The organism is Neisseria sicca, from assembly GCF_014054945.1.
In the GTDB taxonomy this organism is placed as follows: Bacteria; Pseudomonadota; Gammaproteobacteria; order Burkholderiales; family Neisseriaceae; genus Neisseria; species Neisseria sicca.
On record NZ_CP059566.1, the window covers coordinates 293358 to 312221 of the forward strand.

Below are 18864 nucleotides of genomic sequence, written 5' to 3' on the forward strand. Positions count from 1 at the left end.
AAATGCTAAAACGTGCAGAAATAGGGCGGAATAATACAAAATAAACACTTTTAAAAATTAAATAAAATCCAATGAAAACAATCAAATGACTGAATTTAAAGAAAAATGCAGAATTGTGCTTGCTCCGATGCAGGGGCTGGTGGACGATGTGATGCGCGATTTGCTGACCCGTATCGGCGGCTACGACGAATGCGTCAGCGAGTTCGTCCGCATTACCCACACCGTCCATTCCCGTTCCACCTGGCTCAAATACGCCCCCGAAATCGCCAACGGCAACAAGACCCCCGCCGGCACGCCCTGTGCCGTCCAGCTTTTGGGCAGCGATGCCGACAATATGGCGGTCAACGCCTTGGAAGCCGTCCGTTTCGGCGCGGACAAAATCGACCTCAATTTCGGTTGTCCCGCGCCGACGGTCAACAAACACAAAGGCGGCGCGGTCCTGCTCAAAGAGCCGGACCTCATCCACCATATCGTCAAAACCCTGCGCCAACGCCTGCCCGAACACATCCCGCTCACAGGCAAAATGCGGCTCGGCTACGAAGACAAAAGCCTCGCGCTCGAATGCGCCGCCGCCATCGCCGAAGGCGGAGCCTGCGCCCTGACCGTACACGCCCGCACCAAAGTCGAAGGCTACGAACCGCCCGCGCATTGGGAATGGATACGCAAAATCCGCGAACACGTCGCCATCCCCGTAACCGCCAACGGCGACGTGTTCAGCCTCAAAGACTATATCGGCATTAAAGAGATGACGGGCTGCAACAGCGTCATGCTCGGTCGCGGCGCCGTCATCCGCCCCGATTTGGCGCGCCAAATCAAACAATACGAAAACGGCGAAGCCGTCCGCGATACCGATTTCGCCGAAGTTTCGGTGTGGATAAACCAATTTTTCCATTTGTGTCTCGCCAAAGAAGCGAACAACAAATACCCCGTCGCCCGCCTGAAACAATGGCTGGGCATGATGAAGAAAGAATTTGGAGAAGCGCAGGAATTGTTTGACGCGGTAAGGGCGGTCAAAGACGCGGAGGAAGTCGCGCGGATTTTGGTAGCGTTTGAAGACAAGATGAATGCCTGATAATGATGAGGTCGTCTGAAACCATATTTTCAGACGACCTTTTTGTATGAAACATCAGAATTTGTCATCAGGCCAGCGCGTGCTTTGCAAAATACCGGCGTCAACGTCCTGAATATTGCGATGACCGGTAAACGCCATGGATATGTCCATTTCCTTATACAGGATTTCCAGCGCGCGGGTAACGCCTTCTTCGCCGTATGCACCCAAGCCGTAGAGGAACGCGCGGCCTATCATCGTGCCTTTTGCGCCCAAAGCCCATGCTTTGAGGACGTCCTGACCGCTGCGGATGCCGCTGTCCATCCAGACTTCGATGTCGCTGCCGACTGCGCTGACGATGTCGGGCAAGGCTTTGATGGAGGATATGGTGTCGTCGAGCTGGCGGCCGCCGTGGTTGGAAACGACCAATGCGTCCGCGCCGCTTTTTGCTGCTTTTTCCGCATCTTCGGGTTCCATAATACCTTTGATAATCAGCTTGCCGCCCCACAAATCTTTAATTCGGGCAACGTCGTCCCAGCTCAGGCGCGGGTCGAATTGTTCGGAAGTCCATGAAGACAGCGAAGACAAATCGCCGACGTTTTTGGCGTGTCCGACGATATTGCGGAACGTGCGGCGTTCCGTGTTCAGCATTTTCATGCACCATTCGGGCTTGGTTGCCAGATTGATTAAATTGGCGATGGTCGGTTTCGGCGGTGCGGACAGGCCGTTTTTGATGTCTTTGTGGCGTTGGCCCAAAACCTGCAAATCAGCGGTCAATACCAATGCCGAACATTTGGCATCTTTCGCGCGCTTAATCAGGTTTTCCATAAACTCGCGGTCGCGCATCACATAAAGCTGAAACCAAAACGGCGCGCTGGTGTTTTCGGCAACGTCTTCAATCGAGCAGATGGACATGGTGGAGAGCGTAAACGGAATGCCGAACTTCTCCGCCGCCCGCGCCGCCAAGATTTCACCGTCGGCGTGTGCCATACCGGTAAAGCCCGTCGGTGCAATCGCCACCGGCATTTTCACGTCCTGACCGATCATTTTGGTTTCCAAGCTTCTGCCTTCCATATTGACCAATACCTTTTGGCGGAAGCGGATGTCTTTGAAATCCGAAGTGTTTTCGCGGTAGGTGGTTTCCGTCCAAGAACCTGAATCGATGTAATCGTAAAACATGCGCGGCATCTTGCGCTTGGCGACAAGGCGCAGGTCTTCGATGCAGGTCATTTTGCTCAAATCGCGTTTCATTGTTGATTGCCTCTGTTAAGGGGTTGCTTATGGCTTGGGTCGTCTGAAACGAGCAGGGCGGTTTCAGACGACCTTTTGCAATACCATAATGATTTAGTATGAATTAGATAATCTATATCAATCGCAATTATAAAGCAAATGGTTTTAACCCCGCCAAACGCAGGGTAATAGCACTTTTCAGACGACCTCGGATTCAAGTTTCAGATAAAAAAGAGAAATCTTCAGGCAGATAAAAATCCATTCGCCCAGCCATTTAAACAAACAATCGGAAGACGCCCGAATATACTTGACTGAATCACTCAGATATTAGACAATCGCACCACTATAAAAAAGCCGACACAGGCACCTACCATGAGACTGACCACAAAAGGGCGTTTTGCCGTTACCGCCATGATCGATTTGGCGATGAACGCGCAAACCGGCGCTGTCAAACTCAGCGCCATCAGCGAACGCCAAAGTATTTCGCTTTCCTATCTCGAACAACTATTCAGCAAACTGCGGCGCGCCGGGCTGGTCGAAAGCCTGCGCGGCCCCGGCGGCGGCTACATCCTCGCCGCCCCTCCCGCACAAATCAATATCGCCCAAATCATTTCCGCCGCCGAAGACAAGCTGGACGCCACCCAATGCAGCAGCAAAGCCAACTGCCACCACGGCGCGCCCTGCCTGACGCACGACCTTTGGGAAAACCTGAACAAAACCATCAACGATTACCTCAGCAGCGTTACCCTGCAAAGCATCATCGAACAGAAAAACAGCGATGACGGCAGCCAAGTCATCCAATTTACACATATCCATTAAGTACATTACAGAAAAAGAAAGAGCAAACCATGACCGTCAAAACCCCCGTTTATCTCGACTACGCCGCCACCACCCCCGTTGACAAACGCGTTGCCGAAAAAATGATTCCCTATCTGACCGAAACCTTCGGTAACCCCGCTTCCAACAGCCACGCATTCGGCTGGGAAGCAGAAGAGGCCGTCGAAAAAGCTCGCGCTGACATCGCCGCCCTGATCAACGCCGACCCCAAAGAAATCATCTTCACCAGCGGCGCGACCGAGTCCGACAACCTCGCCATCAAAGGCGCGGCGCACTTTTACCAATCCAAAGGCAAACACCTCATCACCGTCAAAACCGAACACAAAGCCGTGCTCGACACCATGCGCGAACTCGAACGCCAAGGTTTTGAAGTAACCTACCTTGGCGTGCAGGAAAACGGCCTGATTGATTTGGAAGAACTCAAAGCCGCCATCCGCGACGACACCATCCTGATTTCCGTAATGTGGGTAAACAACGAAATCGGTGTCGTGCAAGATATTCCCGCCATCGGCGAAATCTGCCGCGAACGCAAAATCATTTTCCACGTCGATGCCGCCCAAGCCTGCGGAAAAGTACCTGTTGACGTGGAAGCCGCCAAAATCGACCTGCTGTCCATGTCCGGCCATAAAGTGTACGGCCCCAAAGGCATCGGCGCACTGTACGTCCGCCGCAAACCCCGCGTCCGCCTCGAAGCCCAAATGCACGGCGGCGGCCACGAACGCGGCTTCCGCAGCGGCACCCTGCCGACCCACCAAATCGTCGGCATGGGCGAAGCCTTCCGCATCGCCAAAGAAGAACTCGAACAAGACATGGCGCACTACCGCAAACTGCGCGACATCTTCCTAAAAGGCATCGAAGGCATCGAAGAAGTCTATATCAACGGCGACCTCGAACACCGCGCCCCGAACAACCTGAACGTCAGCTTCAACTTCGTCGAAGGCGAAAGCCTGATTATGGCAGTGAAAGAACTCGCCGTATCCAGCGGATCCGCCTGTACCTCCGCCTCGCTCGAACCCAGCTACGTCCTGCGCGCGCTCGGCCGCAACGACGAACTGGCACACTCATCCCTGCGCATCACCTTCGGCCGCATGACCACCGAAGAAGAAGTACAGTTCGCCGCCGAACTGATCAAATCCAAAATCGGCAAACTGCGCGAACTGTCGCCGCTGTGGGAAATGTTCAAAGACGGGATTGATTTGAACTCGATTGAATGGGCAGCGCATTAACCAAAAGAAAAGGTCGTCTGAAAATCCTAAAAGACCCTTTCAGACGACCCCCATCCAGAAAAATACTAAAAATGACTATAAAAAATAAAACACGCTACTTACTTTCTTGTCTGATGCTATGTTCTGCCCCGCTGGTTTCAGCACAGACGCAACCCGATTGGTCAACTATATTTAAATCATTTGAAAACGGCTGCCAATTCGATAAACGTTTGGGAAAACTGTTGGATTCATTTAGTGATATAAACTACAGCTGGAACGATAAGGACTCTAAATATCAAAACCTGCGGTTGAATTATCCCAATAGAGTCAATCTGCCAAAGGCTTACCGTGATCTTGCGCACCCGCCGATGACTTTGCACCGCGCGGAGTTTAGTGAAGATGGAGAACCGTTCATTCTTGATCAAACCCGTTTGAAACTCAGCGGTACTTATTATGGCTTGCCTGTGGTTCATATCAGCCAGACGTTCCAAATAGAAACCGCAGGTTACAGCTACACCCGTTTGTTGTTGGATGTGCCGCCGGAACAGGCACGCAAGGTGTTAAAAGGAAAATACCGTCCTGTTCGGAAATACAGTTTGATTTTAGAAGAATACGAAACCCTGCAAGCAAAACTGAAACCGATTAATGTTAACGGGAAAGCCCAAACAATTTTGGAATGTGCTTTTGTACATGGCTGATGAAAAACTGTAATAGGCAATATTGAGCAATTTATTCAACCTAAACATTAAAAATGGTCGTCTGAAACCTCAAAAAGACCTTTTCAGACGACCTAGAAGCCACCACATTAAAATCAAGGATACAAAACCATGAACGAACAAGATTTAGATTTGGACAATCTCGACAACCTGCTTGAAGATTTTGACGGCGTTACCGTGGAAGGCGGCGTCGATTCGGAAAACGACGACGGCTGCGAAGGTGGCGCGTGCAAAATCTAAATTCTAGGTCGTCTGAAAACCAGTAAACAAACCACTTAAACCATCAAAAAACATTAAGGAAACCACATCATGGCATACAGCGATAAAGTAATTGATCACTATGAAAACCCCCGCAATGTCGGTACTTTCGATAAAAACGACGAGTCTGTCGGCACCGGTATGGTCGGTGCGCCGGCCTGCGGCGACGTCATGCGCCTGCAAATCAAAGTAAACGACGAAGGCATCATCGAAGACGCCAAATTCAAAACCTACGGCTGCGGCTCCGCCATTGCTTCGTCCAGCCTGATTACCGAGTGGGTCAAAGGCAAAAGCTTGGATGACGCGCTGGCAATCAAAAACAGCGAAATCGCCGAAGAACTGGAACTGCCGCCTGTGAAAATCCACTGCTCCATCTTGGCTGAAGATGCGGTAAAAGCGGCTGTTGCCGACTATCGCAAACGTCAGGAAAACAAATAACCCGATTAGTGGGTGCTTTGTCGGCAGACATTCATAGGACTCCTGAAAGTCTTAAGGTTTCCGGAAAAAGCAAACTCGAAGGCTTGTTCCCTTCTCACTCAGAGGTGGAAGACAAGGACACAGAAACCTAATCCTTTTGAAGTTGCCGCCAAATTTGGGACTGCCTGCCAATCTATCCCCTATCCCCGCGGGAGAGGGTTAGGGAGAGGGCGATAAGCCATAGGCTTATATTTAGTCGATATCCCTGCAAAATCAAAAGAGACGGCATGCCTTTTCTTGTAAAGAAGAGGGTAAGGACACAGAAACTTAATCCTTTTGAAGTTGCCGCCAAATTTGGGACTGCCTGCCAATCTATCCCCTCTCCTCGCGGGAGAGGGTTAGGGAGAGGGCGATAAGCCGTAGGCTTATATTTATCGATACGTCTGCAAAATCGAAGGAGACGAAATGCCTTTTACCGATGAAGAAGCCCAATCCCTGCTTGCCGTTAAAGGTATAGGCAAAACCATATTGCAGCGTTTGCAGCAAATGGGTTTGGATGATGTTGCCACGCTGGCGGCAGCGGATTTGGACGATGTTTTGGAACAGGGCGCGAAATTGACCGGCTCGACCTGTTGGAAAAACAGTCCGCAGGCCCGTGCAGCCATGCAGGCTGCTATTGCTTGGGCGCAGCAGCGACAGGCAACGGAAAATTGAACAAGGTTAGATAAATGGGTAAATGCGGTATCGCGAAAATACTGTTTTACGCATATAGTTTGATACTGCTGGTCGGATATGCTTTATTTGCGGTGGTGAATTACTATCCTCCTGCACAAAGCATTGTTTTAAAAGAAGGTGCTCGGGTAAAATTATTCTATGTTGCGCTCCAAAACAGTCAACCGCCCCTTATCACGATTGAGCGTGAATCTGGGCAGGCGAAACTGCATGCGGCAAGTGTGGAACCCTCGCCTGACGACATTACTTATCAAGTCTATACACCACAAAGCACAAGCAAAAGCGCAGCACATGCGCGGCGGCGGATAGATATCCGCTGTTTGGACTGCGCGGATACGCCGATTGGGTTAAACCATATCGAAGTGGAAATCTTGTCTTTGCGTCCTGAGATACGGGGCGAAACTGCACGGGTATATTTAGCCTCTCGGACCTGGTTGGATTCTGTATTCCGTACGCCGCTTAACCGTGATTGGACAGGCAGTATTTATGGCTGGCTCAGTCTGTTAGCACTCTTCCCCGTTTGGCTGGGTGTTTGGTTGATTTGGGCTGTGTTGCTGTATCGTCAGCGGTGCCGCAGGTGACCGAAAAGTTAACTCAAGTTTCAGACGACCTGAAAACAAGTATTTTCAATCTATATAAAAAGGACAAATATTTTGATTACCATCACAGAAAACGCAGCCAAATACATCAACAGCTACCTGACCAAGCGCGGCAAAGGCTTGGGCGTGCGCTTGGGTGTGAAAACCAGCGGCTGCTCGGGCATGGCATACAACCTTGAATTTGTCGATGAAGCGAACGAGGACGACTTGGTTTTCGAAGAACACGGCGCGCGCGTTTATATCGACCCGAAAAGCTTGGTTTATCTGGACGGCACGCAAGTCGATTACACCAAAGAAGGTTTGCAGGAAGGTTTCAAATTCGAAAACCCGAATGTCAAAGACTCTTGCGGCTGTGGCGAGAGCTTCCACGTTTAAGACATAAAAACGGCGGGACAGTATCAAAACCGTCCCGCCATTTTTTCGCTTCCTGCCTGTTGTAGCTGCCTTTGCCTTTTCTTTTCCGTTCCACCTTGTGTCGGAACAAATCGGATTTCACTAAGGCTTTTAAGGCATTGTCGCGTATTTTGCCTTTATTATGTTGCACTTTACTGCTCATATTCAGTCCTTTGGGTTAAGAATCAGCGGATTATAAGGCAAAATCAGGTTTCTGCCGAAAATTTCACATTAATTATCCCGCCATGTCCCAATATTTCACACTCTTCCAGCTTGAACCCGCTTTCGATATCGACACCGAAAACTTAGAGCAAACCTATCGCGCTTTGGCTGCACGTTTCCATCCCGATAAATTTGCTTCAGCCTCCGCGTTCGAGCAAAAGCAGGCAGTGATGATGTCTTCCACCATCAACGATGCCTACCGTACCTTGAGAAATCCCATCGACCGCGCCGCGTATCTGTTGAAAACATTGGGCATAGATGCCGACGCGCCGGAGCATACCTCTTTCGCTCCTGAATTTCTCATGCAGCAAATGGAATGGCGTGAAACGCTGATGGATGCGCAAATGGCGCAAAACAACGAAGCCCTGCGCGCGTTGGATCAAGAAATCAGCCGCGAGCAAGACAAGCTGTATCAAGATTTGCGAACGGCCTTTGCAGCGAAAGACCACGAATCCGCCGCCCAATGGGTGCGCCACGGTAGGTTTTTAAACAAACTGCGCAACGAAATCGCCGCCGCATTGCAAGATTAAATACCTAGATTTTGAGCATCTGAAAGGTCGTCTGAAAACCGGAATAAGGTTTCAGACGACCTTTTGTCGTATGGTTTTGTTGCAGATTTAGAATTTGTCGGTTGATGGCTTATTCAGATTCCGTTTGCGCCAATTCCTCCGCCGCTTTTTGAACCATGTCCGGCGTGAGTTTGTTCAGGCAGTCGGTGTGTCCCAGCGGGCATTCGCGTTTGAAGCAGGGCGAGCATTCGAGGTGTAGGCTGACGATTTTGGCTTTTGGGCTCAAGGGCGGGGTGTGGTCGGGGCTGGAGGAGCCGTAGGCGGCGACGAGTTTGCGGTCGAGGGCGGCGGCGAGGTGCATCAGGCCGCTGTCGTTGCAGACGACGGTGTCGGTGCAGGAGAGCAGGTCAATCGCTTCGGAAAGGTTGGTTTTGCCGCAGAGGTTGGTACAGAGGTCGTCTGAAAGTCGGTTGATTTCTTCGGCGATGTCGAAATCTTTTTGCGAGCCAAACAGCCAAACCTGCCAGCCTTGCGCCAGATAGCGGCGGCCAAGTTCGGCGAAATGGCGCGCGGGCCAGCGTTTGGCGGGGCCGTATTCCGCGCCCGGGCAGAAGGCGAGAACGGGTTTGTCTGTATCCAAGCCGTATTTGGCAAGCGCGGCGGCGCGGCTTTCGGGGAAAATGGTGAAACGCGGGTTATCGGAATGTCCGTTGAAGTCCGCCTGCGTCGGGTGGGCGAGGGCGGTGTAGCGGTCGACCATCAGGGGCAGGGCGGTTTTGTCAAGCTTGCGGATGTCGTTGAGCAGCAGATAACGCGATTCGCCGACGTAGCCGGTGCGCTGCTTGATGCCGGTGGCGAAGGCGATGAGGGCGGATTTGAGCGAGCCGGGCAGGACGATGACTTGGTCGTAACCCTGTTTGCCCAGTTCGCGCCCGATACGCCAGCGTTTTTTCAGCTCTAATGCGCCGTGTCCGAACGGGTTTTCAATAACGCGGTTGATTTCGGGCATACGCTCGAACACCGCCATCGACCATTTGGGCGCGAATGCGTCTATGGTGCAGCCGGGATGGAGTTCGTGCAGGCGGCGGTAAAGCGGCTGGGTCATGACGCAATCGCCGATCCAGCTCGGGGTGATGATGAGGATTTTTTTGGACATGGTGGTAGGGTAGGTTTGTATTGCGCGATATTGTATAGGAAACCAAGGCGCATGGGGTTGACGAGTGCGGTTTGATGGTGTTGTTGTGCAAAAGACCGAGGGGTCGTCTGAAAAGGCAGGTTGAAATCAGTGGCGTCATGTTGACTGAATAAGGGTTTTGAATAAAAATCGAATCCTTATAGTGGATTAACTTTAAACCAGTACGGCGTTGACTTGCCTTAGCTCAAAGAGAACGATTCTCTAAGGTGCTGAAGCACCAAGTGAATCGGTTCCGTACTGTCTGCGGCTTCGTCGCCTTGTCCTGATTTAAATTTAATCCACTATAATATCAATGGGCTTGAAAGTGCCGCTCTGAGGAGGTTTGGACGTATCGTGTTTTTTCAATTTCAAAACAAGCAACAGCGGATTTTTTCTTTATTGAGCGCGGCTGTTGTAATTGTCATCGTTATGACCTTATGGTCTTATGCTTGGGCGCAATATTTTGATTTAGGGGCGAATGAACCGAAGGAGGCGCTTGAGATGGCCGGGTTTGGTCTGTTGGTGCAATTTTTTCTATGCCTGCCTTATCTTTATTTCAAGCGATATATTCTTACCACTCTTTTGGTGACATCGATTCTTAATGGCGCCTATCTGTTTTTGTATTGGAGCAATTCGACGCCGCTTTGCTGCGGAGATATGGAGCAAGGCTTGATGTCTATGCTGTTTATGTTTGTTTCGGGTGTGTATTTCGTTGTCTCCTGTTTGGTGATTATTGCGTGTTTGCATGCTAAGAAGGTCAGGAAAATCGGACAGCCCTCATAATCCGGCATAGATATAGTGGATTAACTTTAAACCAGTACGGCGTTGCCTCGCCTTGCCGTACTATCTGTACTGTCTGCGGCTTCGTCGCCTTGTCCTGATTTAAATTTAATCCACTATAAAGATAGGGAAAAAGGTCGTCTGAAACCCAAATTTGAGGTTTCAGACGACCTTTTTTATTGCGTTGCGTTCAACTTTAAACGCTGTCAACCGATTCAAACCAAACCCAGCTTTTTCAGCAGCGCGACGCTGCCTGCGTCCACAAGACGGAAGGTTTCGTCAAAGTCGCCGGTGTACCACGGGTCGGGGACGTGGCGGTAGCCGCTTTCGGGGATGAGGTCGGTGAGTTTGAAGATTTTGTCGGGGTGTTTGCCGAACATTTTTTCCAGTTCGGCAAGGTTGTTGTCGTCCATGGCGATGATGAAGTCGAATTCATCGAAATCTTCGGAACGCACTTTGCTGCTGGTAAAACCTTGATGGTCAATGCCGTGGGCGGCGAGGGTTTTGCGCGTGCCTTGGTGCATGTTTTCGCCGTCGTGCCAGCCGGATGTGCCTGCGCTGTCGGTGCGGACACGGTGGGCTACGCCTGCTTCGCGGGCGCGGTGGCGCAGGACGTATTCCGCCATGGGGGAGCGGCAGATGTTGCCGAGGCAGACGAAGAGTACGGAATGGTTTTTCATAGGCGGTTTAGGCGTGTTCGGAGAAGAATGGGTTGTGTCCGTCGAGGGACAGGGATTGCGCGTAGGTCGGCAGGTCGGCATTTTCCGGCAAAACGTCGTGCAGGATGCGGATATGCTCGACGCGGCATTCCGCCATCAGGTCGAGGAAGTTGTGTTGGATGACGGCGATGTTGTCGGAAGACGAAAGGTTCCACACGAACACTTGCGGGACGACTTCAAACGCGCTGTCGGTCGCGTTGAAACCGAACAGAATCTGCCCGCCCGCCCTTGCAGCGATGACGACGCCGACGCGCGGACTCTGCATGCGGATGGCGCGGATGGCGTTGGTGGCGAACACGTCCATCGCCATGCGCTGACGGGTGTGGCTGCCGTCGGTCAGGGCTTGGAGCGGGGTGTTCGGAGACAGCGGATTGGTGAAGAGGGTAACGCCGGCGGCGGCAAGGCTTTCCTGCCAAACCTGCATCAGCGGCAGGCCTGCCTGTTGCAGGTTGACACCCAAGGCGGTTTGCAGGTTTTTGTCACCGTAGCCCAGCGCGTAAACGACGTGGACGGATTGTCCTTCGGGGCAAATTAGCGGTTTGTCTTCAAAGGTTTGCAGGAACGCGGCGGCGGATTCGCTGTTTTGTTTCGCGTTCCACCACTGTTCGGGCGTGATGCCGCTTAGGTCGTCTGAATGGGCGAGGAAGGGCAGCCATTGGGTGTTGTGCGTTAAAGCGCGCAAGTGGGGATAGTTGGACAGGCAGGCGGTCAGTGCCTCGGTAGGCAGCGTCAGGGGCAGCGATCGCTCCTGTTTGCAGCCGGCGACGATGACGACGGGCAGGGCAAACCATTGGGCTTCGTCGTCGTTTTCGGCGGATAACACTTGGTTGATGCTCTGCATCAGCGCGTTGTAAGTCTCTACATCGGGTGCCATGGTCATGGCGACGGACAAGTTGACGTAGTAGTTTTGATGAAGCTGGCTGCGGATTTCGGTTTGCAGCTGCCCCACAGCAATCTTGCGGGTTGCGGCGGTCGTGCCGTGTGCGAGCAGGGAGGCGTTTATCAGTAAATGGTTTTTAACCGGAGTCTGCGGATAAGGGCGTGTGTCGTGGAGGATGAAGGTGTTCATATGGATATAAATCGGTGGTTGTCCGGACAGCTTGGATTATAACAATATCAGGATACGGATTGGGAAAAGGTCGTCTGAAAACGACGCTTCGGCAGCGTTCAAACAAATATCGCAAGCTGCCTCAAACCATTTTGACGTTTTCAGACGACCCTTTTCTAATTTTCTTTTCTTTCTTCTTTTGCCCAGTGTTCCCTTACCCGCGCTTTGCCGTCCGCATCCAAACGGCGATAAAGATTGATGACTTCGTCAGCAGAGGCGGTGTTTTCCGGCTGCGCCGCGCCGAACAGGGAGCGTACATAATCATCCGCCGGATGGTTTTGAATATCCTGCGGCGTATCGACCTGCACCAGCCTGCCTTGGTGCATCACGCCGATACGGCAGGCGAGTTTGGCGGCTTCGTTCATGTCGTGGGTAACGAAAACGATGGTGGTGCCGAGTTTTTTGTGAATCAGGGAAACCGTTTCCTGAAGGGAGGCGCGGGCGAGCGGGTCGAGGGCGGAAAAGGGTTCGTCCATCAACAAGATGTCGGGTTTGGCGGCGATGGCGCGCAGGATGCCGATGCGCTGCTGTTCGCCGCCGGAGAGTTCGTGCGGATAGCGGTTTAGGTAGGTTTCGGGCGGCATACCGACCAGCTCGAGCAGTTCGTTCACGCGCGATGTGCGCTTCGGTTTGTCCCAGCCCAAAATGTCGGGCATCAGCTCGATGTTTTGCCGCACGGTCATGGTGGGGAACAGGGCGATTTGTTGCAGCACATAACCGATGCGGTGGCGCAGCCCGCGGATGTCGTAATCTTTGATACGCCTGCCGTTGAAATAAACATCGCCATCGGTCGGCTCGGTCAGCGCGTTAATCATGCGCAGCGTGGTGGATTTGCCGCTGCCCGAACCGCCCACCAATACGAAAAACTCGCCTTGATAAATGGTGAGGTTCAGTTCGTTCACGGCGGTGTGGCTGTCGTAGCGTTTGCTGACGTTTTTGAATTCGATTAAGGGAGTGTTGTGTTCAGGCTGCATCATAAATATCCTTTGCAACTTCGACAAAGCGGCGCGGCTCACGTTCCAACAATTTCGGCAGGTCGTCTGAAACGGCGGCAAGTTCGCCTTTGGCAATGGCGGTGTAGGTGGAAACCCATGCTTCAATCTGCCAGTCGGGCGCGTCAGGGTACGCGGCTTTGCGGCTGGCGAAGGCTTCTTCTAGGGTTTCGTTGTGGTAGAGGTGTGGTTTGCCGGTAATTTCGGTTAGGACGGCGGCTATTTCAGCGAAGTTTAATGATTGGGAACCTGTCAGCGTGTAGGTCTGATTGTCGTGGCGGTGGTTGTCGCATGCGATGTCGGCGATGACGTTTGCCGCCGCTTGGGCGACATCGCGCTGCGAAACGCAGGCAACGCGCCCGTCGTCGGCTGGGCCTGCGATGATGCCGTCTGCGTTGGCAATCGTTGCCATCATCTCACTGTAAAAATTGTCGCGCAGAAAGGTGTAGCGCATATTGGTTTGTCGGATCGCATTTTCAGTAACCGCATGGGTGCGCGCCAGTGTGAAGGTGCTGTCCAACGCCGCCTGTGCAAAAGAGAGATAAACCATATGTTGCACGCCCGCTTCCGAAGCAGCCTGCACCAAAGTCAAATGCTCTTGTTCGCGCGTCGGGCTCTCGGCAGCGGACACCATAAACAGCACCTCCACCCCGTTTAACGCCTGCTTGGCAAGCTCCAAATCGTCATAGGCAAACCGCCGCGCTTCGCAGTTCGGCAGGGCGGGCGCTTTGGTGGGGTTGCGCAGCGGCAGAATCAGCGGCAGTCCGCGTGTGTTCAGATGACGGGCGACCATGCCTCCGATGTTGCCGCTGGCGCCGGTGATGGCGATGTTCATGGGGAACTCCTTGGGAAGTGGAGGAAAATAATAGGGGAAGGGTAGCTGAAAAAGTGGCTTTAGGGTAGACGGATTTTCAGACGACCTTTTAGAAGTAGTAAAGGTCGTCTGAAAAGTAAAAAAGCAGTCCGCAACTTCATTTTGAAGGTGCGGACTGCTTTTGTTTGGACTCAGTTAAGGTTGTGCTTTCAAGCTGCCTTGCATCTACGACCGTTTAGCGGAATTCAAACAACTCCAAATGTTGCGACCGCGTTTTTAGGCTGCCTGAGATGCTGCGAGTGAAATTGCGGTTGCCACAAAGCCATAGGCTGCGGTTTGCACTGTCGCGGACAGTCTGCCCGATATGTTCGGCGGTGAGCCTTTGGGTTTCGGAAGGGATATAGTGGAAATTGACATTGGCTTGTTGTGCTAAATTTTGCCAGTGGGCGAGCGTTTCGGCAGGCAGGTTTCTATCGGCATGAAACCAGTCTGTCGGCTGGGTGGCGGGCTGTTTGGCTAATTCGTTGAGTCGTGCGAGAAAAGGGGTAAAACCGATACCGTTGCTGACCCAGATTTGCGCTTGTCCATCGGAAAAGTCGAATCGTCCGTATGCGCCGTCGATTTGCACGGTGTCGCCGACATTCAGGCCTTGCGGCAGGCGACGGGTGTAGTCGCCCAGACTTTTGATGATGAGTGTGAGCTGTTGGTGATTAGGCTGCCAGTCGGAGGCGATGGTAAAGGGGTGGCTTTCTCCGTGTTCGCGTAAAAAGAGGAATTGTCCTGCGCGGTGTCCTTGCCATTTTGGGGCATTCAGGGTCAGGGAAAGTAGGTTGCCGTTTTGATTTAGGGAGGATACGGTGGCGTTTTGCGGATTGCCGATGCGCTTGAACAGGGCAATCAGCGAGCAGGCGATGCCTGCAAGTAAGGCTGCGATGAGCAGCCATCCCAGCGGTTGCGACCAATAGGCAAAATTTGCCAGTACGATGGTGTGCCATACGAGCGCGAGATAAACGGGGACGATAAGTATGTGGAGTTTGGCAAACCAGCGGTAGGGTATACGTTTGATGAGGGCGGCGATAAGCAGGACGAGGGCAACATAAAAAGCGATTTCGCCAACTTCTTCGGCAAAGTGGCGTTGGGTAGTCAGCCAATCTTTTAATGTCAATATTTCCTGCATCGGAGGGCGCGGCGGCTTTTTGCCATCAAACAGACCGAGCTTTACCAGCCATTTGGGGAATTGTTTACTGGTCCAATGCAGGATGCTGCCTGAAAGCGCAATGATGCCGAACCATTTGTGCAGGCGGTACATTTTGTCCAGCCCGCCGAGCGGCGTTTCCAGCATTTTGGGACGCACGGCAAGTATCAGGAGTATGCTGATGGTGCCTGTGAGTTGCAGCAATAGGTTGCGTGCGGGAAATACGCCCCACTGATCTGGAAATGATGTAGCAAGCAGCCATAAAGCGAATATGCCTCCGAAAAATATGGCTAAGGTAAATTTAATGTTTTTCATGGTAGTGGTCCTTACGGATGGGAATATGAAGCGGTCTGCGCCGTTTGTGGGGATTGTATGTGGGGAAAATTAGGTGGAAATTATTGGTGTGGGTCAGGGTGGGAAGGGTTTACCTGTTGAGGTCGTCTGAAAAGTTTAAAACAACCTGACCTTTTCAGACGACCTGAAAAGCAGCAACCCGTTTCATTGGCCATGATTCCGTTGTCCAAACGCGTTCAAATTCTTCGGCGAAACCGTGTTGCGCGGCGTAGGTTTGCAATTGTTGCAGCCAGGTTTTCGGGGCGATGTCGGCGGCGGCGCGGGTGGTGTGCAGCAGGTAGGGGCGGGTATCGAAAGCTTGGACGATGTTTTGGCTGACGGCGTTTAAGGCTTGGGGATTGTGGTCGGTTTGTCGGGCGATTTTTTCGTATTGCGACAGGGCGGCGGCTTTTGCGGTTTCACGTTCGGCAGCGGTTTGCGGGCTGTGTCGGGCGGTGGTGGCTTGGATGGTAATCAGGGGCGGCAGTTGCCCTTCGGTAAGCGCGGCGGCGAGGCGCAGGTGTCCGTCTAAAATCAGCCAGCGGTCGGACAGGGCGGGAAGTTCGTACACCAAGACGGGCGGCAGTTGGTTTTGCTGTGCGCGTTTGCGCCAATATTTCAGACGACCGTCTTCGGCGTAGTGGGTTTTCAGGGCGATGAAGCGTTCGGCTTGGATATAAAAATTGTTGTCCAGTACGTCGAAACGGCTGCCTGAAAACAGCCATTGGACGTAGTTTTCGTCGGTTTCAGGCTGCCCTACGGCGGTGTCGTGCCAACATTCACCCCATTGCGGGGGCAGGGTTTGGGCGGGGCGGTAGTCGAAGTGCCATTCGCCGATGCCGAGCAGCCCTGCGTTGTGGGCGGCGAGTTGTTCGATGAAATATTTGTTCCAAAACAGGCCTCGCTTTGCGGCGGGTTGGCGGGCGGTGTGTTCGTTTACGCGGCTGCCGATGTGCCCGACGGGCTGGTATGTCTGCCAGCTTTCGGCGTAGCTGCGGATGAGGTAAACGTCGTATAAATCGTGGCTGAAGAACGACCAGAACACGGGTTCATCGTTGTAAGTCAGGCTGAGGCTGATACCGTCGGGTGTGTGGAGTTTCAGACGACCTTGAGTTTGACGGTCGATATGCAGGGCAAGGCTGTTGGGTGAGGTGGGATGGTGGGTCAGGCTGCCGCTGTATTGTTCCAGCGCGGCGGTTAGCGATCGGTAGTGCATGGGGTGTCCTTTGTAAGGCGTTCAGCGATAACTGATGACAATCATCGTACTGCCGTCTTTATTGTGGTAATACGCGCCCGCATTGCCCCAGGTGAATTGACGGCATTTGCCGGATAACGATGCTTTAATGGAACAAGGGGCATCGCCCAGCTGTTTATCCAGCCATCGATCAAATTGTTTTCTGCGTTGCAATTCGCGCTCCTCCGACCATGCTGCCCAGCTGTTGTCCTCGCCTATCGGGCAGAAGAATATGGATAAGCGCTCCAGCCGCTGCTGCTCGAACTGGGCGGTAAGGGTGTATTGTTCAGACTGTTTGGTAAATGACAAACTGAAAAATGTTATTCCCGCTTGCAGATGATTCGGGCTGGATTTTGGGAAGGATGCAATCCAGTCATCAAGCGTGGTGCGTGCGCCAATAATGTTGCCGTCCGGCAGGATGATGCTGCCGTTTTCAGGGTTTATCTTCATCGGTTTGAATTTCCAAATATAGTTTTCAGACGACCTGAGACCATGTTCGTTTTATCACGCCTTTAAGCCGCACGATTTTTCATTTAACCAACAACCGTCCCTGTCTCGCCAAATTCAAAGTCGCCAGCAACAGCAACATCACCAAGCCGGAGCCTGTGGCGGCGAGGAAATAGCCTAAAAACAGTAAACGCTGTTCGGCAATCAAATGAAAACCGCAGCCCGTCATTGCCGCCAAACCGAACGAGAAACCCCAAAAGCTAGGGCTGAAACCCTGTTCCAGCATCCAAGGCAGAAGGCGCAGCAGTAGCAGGAATTGCAGGCAGCCGTAGCCGATTAAAAGCAGCGCGAAGGTATCGATGTGTCCGCCTGATGCAGCAAAATAGGCGCCGCAGCCGACAAAAGCGGGCGCAAGCTGAATGCCGACAATACCGCGCACAGGGGCGTTGACGGGTGTGCCGGTACGCAAACGGCTCAATATGGCGGCTTCCAAGCTAAGCCATGAAAACAGCCCAGCGCCCAAAAACAGCCAGGCGTAATCGGACCAACCCAATGCTGCCATTGCGGTCGCGCTGACAAAATTGGTGGCAACGGTGGGCAGGTAAACAATCGGCGTGGTGGCATCAAGGGTATGGACGCCGCGCCACAAGCCGCCTGCGCGGTACATGGCAAATGCCAACTGTCCCGCCGTTCCCAGCAAAATCAACCCTTTTGCCGGTAGCGTTTGATAGGGTAAGGCTGCCAAACCTGCCAGCATCGTGGTAATCGGAATCGTGCTGATGAAACAGCATTGCACCAAATCCTGTAAATCCTGCAAAAATTCGGGGCGGAAAAAACGGATTTTGATGATGTAGGCAATGACCAGCAGCAGCCAAAGTACAAAGGCGGCGGCTAACAGCGTTTCCGCAACCCAATTTGGCAAAAGCCCGATATGCGCGCCGTAACGCCAAGACAAACCGAGCGCGAAAAGTCCCAACGGCATGCTGAAATAGCTGAGGGGAACGGGAAATTTTTTGGTACTCATGACAATGTGTGTGTTAAGGAAAGGCGGTAGTATAGCCGATTCAAATCGGTAAGCGCAGCTTGGGTTGAGACCCGATAAAGACGTTAAATTTGCCTGAGACATTGGGTTTCAGCATGAGCCGTATCGGGTATGGATATTCTGATGTTTGAGTTTATAGATGCGGTTTTCAGACGACCTTGTCAGATTCCGAGGTCGTCTGAAAAAGTATAGTGGATTGACTTTAAAGCAGTACGGCGTTGCCTCGCCTTAGCTCAAAGAGAACGATTCTCTAAGGTGCTGAAGCACCAAGTGAATCGGTTCCGTACTATCTGTACTGTCTGCGGCTTCGTCGCCTTGTCCTGATTTAAATTTAATCCACTATAAATGTGTTTTCAGACGGCCTTTAAAGGCAGCCTGCACTTTTAAACGGCCTTAAGCGCTATCCGCCCTGCCTGGGCGGCGGCGCGGTTTTTTAGTACGCGCCCCACAGCATCAGCAGGGCGCACAATAAAAACAATATCCACTGGCCGAGTAGGAAATAATTTTTGCCGCGCGCACCGGCCATTTTAAGCTGTATCAGCCACACGGTGCACCACAGGCCCAGATAAACGGCAACAAAACGGGCAGCGGCGGCTTCCATGCCGTCGAAAATCCGTGTGAACGCAAGCAGGCAGGCTGTGGCGGCCAGCAACAGCAAATCTACGCTGACCAACTGGAAGACGCACACAGCCTGCATCCAGTTGCGCGTACCCTGTTGCGTGCTGTTTTCTGCATCGGGTTTCAGGCTTAAGGTTTCGCGGGTGCCGACAAAAAGATGGGCAAAAAATGCCACGGCCAACAGCAGGGCGGCGGCTGCAAAGGGAATGTTCATGTTATGCTCCGATTTTGATGGTTTGGCA

At 52.5% G+C, this 18864-nt stretch carries 23 protein-coding genes; 11 read left to right on the plus strand and 12 right to left on the minus strand.

Features of this window, described 5'->3' with window-relative positions:
- The first annotated feature begins 85 nt into the window (after positions 1 to 85).
- A complete protein-coding gene (locus H3L95_RS01465) occupies positions 86 to 1072 on the plus strand; it encodes a tRNA dihydrouridine synthase (protein ID WP_040668354.1) in 987 nt (328 codons plus the stop codon).
- A gap of 54 nt (positions 1073 to 1126) precedes the next feature.
- Here H3L95_RS01465 and H3L95_RS01470 read toward each other — a convergent pair whose 3' ends face one another.
- On the minus strand, positions 1127 to 2299 hold the full coding sequence (locus tag H3L95_RS01470) for an alpha-hydroxy acid oxidase (RefSeq protein ID WP_003757724.1): 1173 nt from the start codon (positions 2297 to 2299) through the stop codon (positions 1127 to 1129).
- Between the two features lie 351 nt (positions 2300 to 2650).
- Between H3L95_RS01470 and iscR the strand changes: the two genes are divergently transcribed.
- The 8 genes from iscR (at position 2651) to iscA (ending at position 7417) form a co-directional block, all read left to right on the plus strand.
- Positions 2651 to 3097, plus strand: coding sequence for a Fe-S cluster assembly transcriptional regulator IscR (gene iscR, locus H3L95_RS01475; protein WP_003757728.1), 447 nt, complete (start codon positions 2651 to 2653; stop codon positions 3095 to 3097).
- 29 nt (positions 3098 to 3126) lie between these two features.
- The gene (locus H3L95_RS01480) at positions 3127 to 4341 is read left to right on the plus strand and encodes an IscS subfamily cysteine desulfurase (protein WP_040668357.1); all 1215 of its coding nucleotides are present in this window, start codon (positions 3127 to 3129) and stop codon (positions 4339 to 4341) included.
- A gap of 71 nt (positions 4342 to 4412) precedes the next feature.
- Positions 4413 to 5018: a hypothetical protein gene (locus H3L95_RS01485; RefSeq protein WP_040668358.1), complete on the plus strand. Its 606-nt coding sequence runs from the start codon at positions 4413 to 4415 to the stop codon at positions 5016 to 5018.
- A 129-nt stretch (positions 5019 to 5147) separates the two neighbouring features.
- Entirely contained in the window at positions 5148 to 5276 is a 129-nt protein-coding gene (locus H3L95_RS13720) for a hypothetical protein (RefSeq protein WP_002234986.1), read from the plus strand.
- Positions 5277 to 5345: 69 nt separating this feature from the next.
- Positions 5346 to 5732: a Fe-S cluster assembly scaffold IscU gene (iscU, locus tag H3L95_RS01490; protein WP_003674559.1), complete on the plus strand. Its 387-nt coding sequence runs from the start codon at positions 5346 to 5348 to the stop codon at positions 5730 to 5732.
- 444 nt (positions 5733 to 6176) lie between these two features.
- Positions 6177 to 6425, plus strand: a complete 249-nt coding sequence (locus H3L95_RS01495) for a recombinase RecA (RefSeq protein ID WP_003757736.1) — start codon at positions 6177 to 6179, stop codon at positions 6423 to 6425.
- A 14-nt stretch (positions 6426 to 6439) separates the two neighbouring features.
- Positions 6440 to 7024, plus strand: coding sequence for a hypothetical protein (locus H3L95_RS01500; protein ID WP_003757738.1), 585 nt, complete (start codon positions 6440 to 6442; stop codon positions 7022 to 7024).
- A 72-nt stretch (positions 7025 to 7096) separates the two neighbouring features.
- Complete coding sequence (gene iscA / locus H3L95_RS01505; protein WP_003757740.1) at positions 7097 to 7417, plus strand: iron-sulfur cluster assembly protein IscA; 321 nt, start codon at positions 7097 to 7099, stop codon at positions 7415 to 7417.
- Here iscA and H3L95_RS01510 read toward each other — a convergent pair.
- Positions 7377 to 7598: an alternative ribosome-rescue factor A gene (locus tag H3L95_RS01510; RefSeq protein ID WP_049223989.1), complete on the minus strand. Its 222-nt coding sequence runs from the start codon at positions 7596 to 7598 to the stop codon at positions 7377 to 7379. The two genes, iscA and H3L95_RS01510, sit on opposite strands and share 41 nt — an antisense overlap.
- An 82-nt stretch (positions 7599 to 7680) precedes the next feature.
- Here H3L95_RS01510 and hscB point away from each other — a divergent pair, with 82 nt between their 5' ends.
- Positions 7681 to 8187: a Fe-S protein assembly co-chaperone HscB gene (hscB, locus tag H3L95_RS01515; RefSeq protein ID WP_003757741.1), complete on the plus strand. Its 507-nt coding sequence runs from the start codon at positions 7681 to 7683 to the stop codon at positions 8185 to 8187.
- 109 nt (positions 8188 to 8296) lie between these two features.
- Here the strand turns inward: hscB and waaF are convergent, their stop codons facing one another.
- Positions 8297 to 9322: a lipopolysaccharide heptosyltransferase II gene (gene waaF, locus H3L95_RS01520; protein WP_182096188.1), complete on the minus strand. Its 1026-nt coding sequence runs from the start codon at positions 9320 to 9322 to the stop codon at positions 8297 to 8299.
- Between the two features lie 372 nt (positions 9323 to 9694).
- On the opposite strand from waaF, the gene H3L95_RS01525 reads away from it, so the two are divergent.
- Positions 9695 to 10123 (plus strand): hypothetical protein, encoded by a 429-nt coding sequence (locus H3L95_RS01525; RefSeq protein WP_003757745.1) that lies wholly within the window; start codon positions 9695 to 9697, stop codon positions 10121 to 10123.
- 212 nt (positions 10124 to 10335) lie between these two features.
- Here H3L95_RS01525 and H3L95_RS01530 read toward each other — a convergent pair whose 3' ends face one another.
- From H3L95_RS01530 to H3L95_RS01570, 9 genes are all read right to left on the minus strand, one after another.
- Positions 10336 to 10800: a low molecular weight protein-tyrosine-phosphatase gene (locus H3L95_RS01530; protein WP_040668367.1), complete on the minus strand. Its 465-nt coding sequence runs from the start codon at positions 10798 to 10800 to the stop codon at positions 10336 to 10338.
- Between the two features lie 7 nt (positions 10801 to 10807).
- Positions 10808 to 11908: a hypothetical protein gene (locus H3L95_RS01535; RefSeq protein WP_003757748.1), complete on the minus strand. Its 1101-nt coding sequence runs from the start codon at positions 11906 to 11908 to the stop codon at positions 10808 to 10810.
- Between the two features lie 155 nt (positions 11909 to 12063).
- Positions 12064 to 12924 (minus strand): ABC transporter ATP-binding protein, encoded by an 861-nt coding sequence (locus H3L95_RS01540; protein ID WP_003757751.1) that lies wholly within the window; start codon positions 12922 to 12924, stop codon positions 12064 to 12066.
- Positions 12911 to 13774, minus strand: coding sequence for an SDR family oxidoreductase (locus H3L95_RS01545; protein WP_003757753.1), 864 nt, complete (start codon positions 13772 to 13774; stop codon positions 12911 to 12913). Before H3L95_RS01545 ends, H3L95_RS01540 begins: the two co-directional genes overlap by 14 nt.
- Before the next feature lie 214 nt (positions 13775 to 13988).
- Positions 13989 to 15263, minus strand: a complete 1275-nt coding sequence (locus H3L95_RS01550) for a ferredoxin reductase family protein (RefSeq protein WP_003757755.1) — start codon at positions 15261 to 15263, stop codon at positions 13989 to 13991.
- Between the two features lie 154 nt (positions 15264 to 15417).
- On the minus strand, positions 15418 to 16497 hold the full coding sequence (locus H3L95_RS01555) for a hypothetical protein (protein ID WP_003757757.1): 1080 nt from the start codon (positions 16495 to 16497) through the stop codon (positions 15418 to 15420).
- Between the two features lie 21 nt (positions 16498 to 16518).
- On the minus strand, positions 16519 to 16965 hold the full coding sequence (locus tag H3L95_RS01560) for a hypothetical protein (RefSeq protein WP_003757759.1): 447 nt from the start codon (positions 16963 to 16965) through the stop codon (positions 16519 to 16521).
- A 79-nt stretch (positions 16966 to 17044) separates the two neighbouring features.
- Positions 17045 to 17986, minus strand: a complete 942-nt coding sequence (tehA, locus tag H3L95_RS01565) for a dicarboxylate transporter/tellurite-resistance protein TehA (protein WP_003757761.1) — start codon at positions 17984 to 17986, stop codon at positions 17045 to 17047.
- 451 nt (positions 17987 to 18437) lie between these two features.
- Positions 18438 to 18836, minus strand: a complete 399-nt coding sequence (locus H3L95_RS01570; RefSeq protein WP_040668368.1) for a hypothetical protein — start codon at positions 18834 to 18836, stop codon at positions 18438 to 18440.
- Between the last annotated feature and the right edge of the window lie 28 nt (positions 18837 to 18864).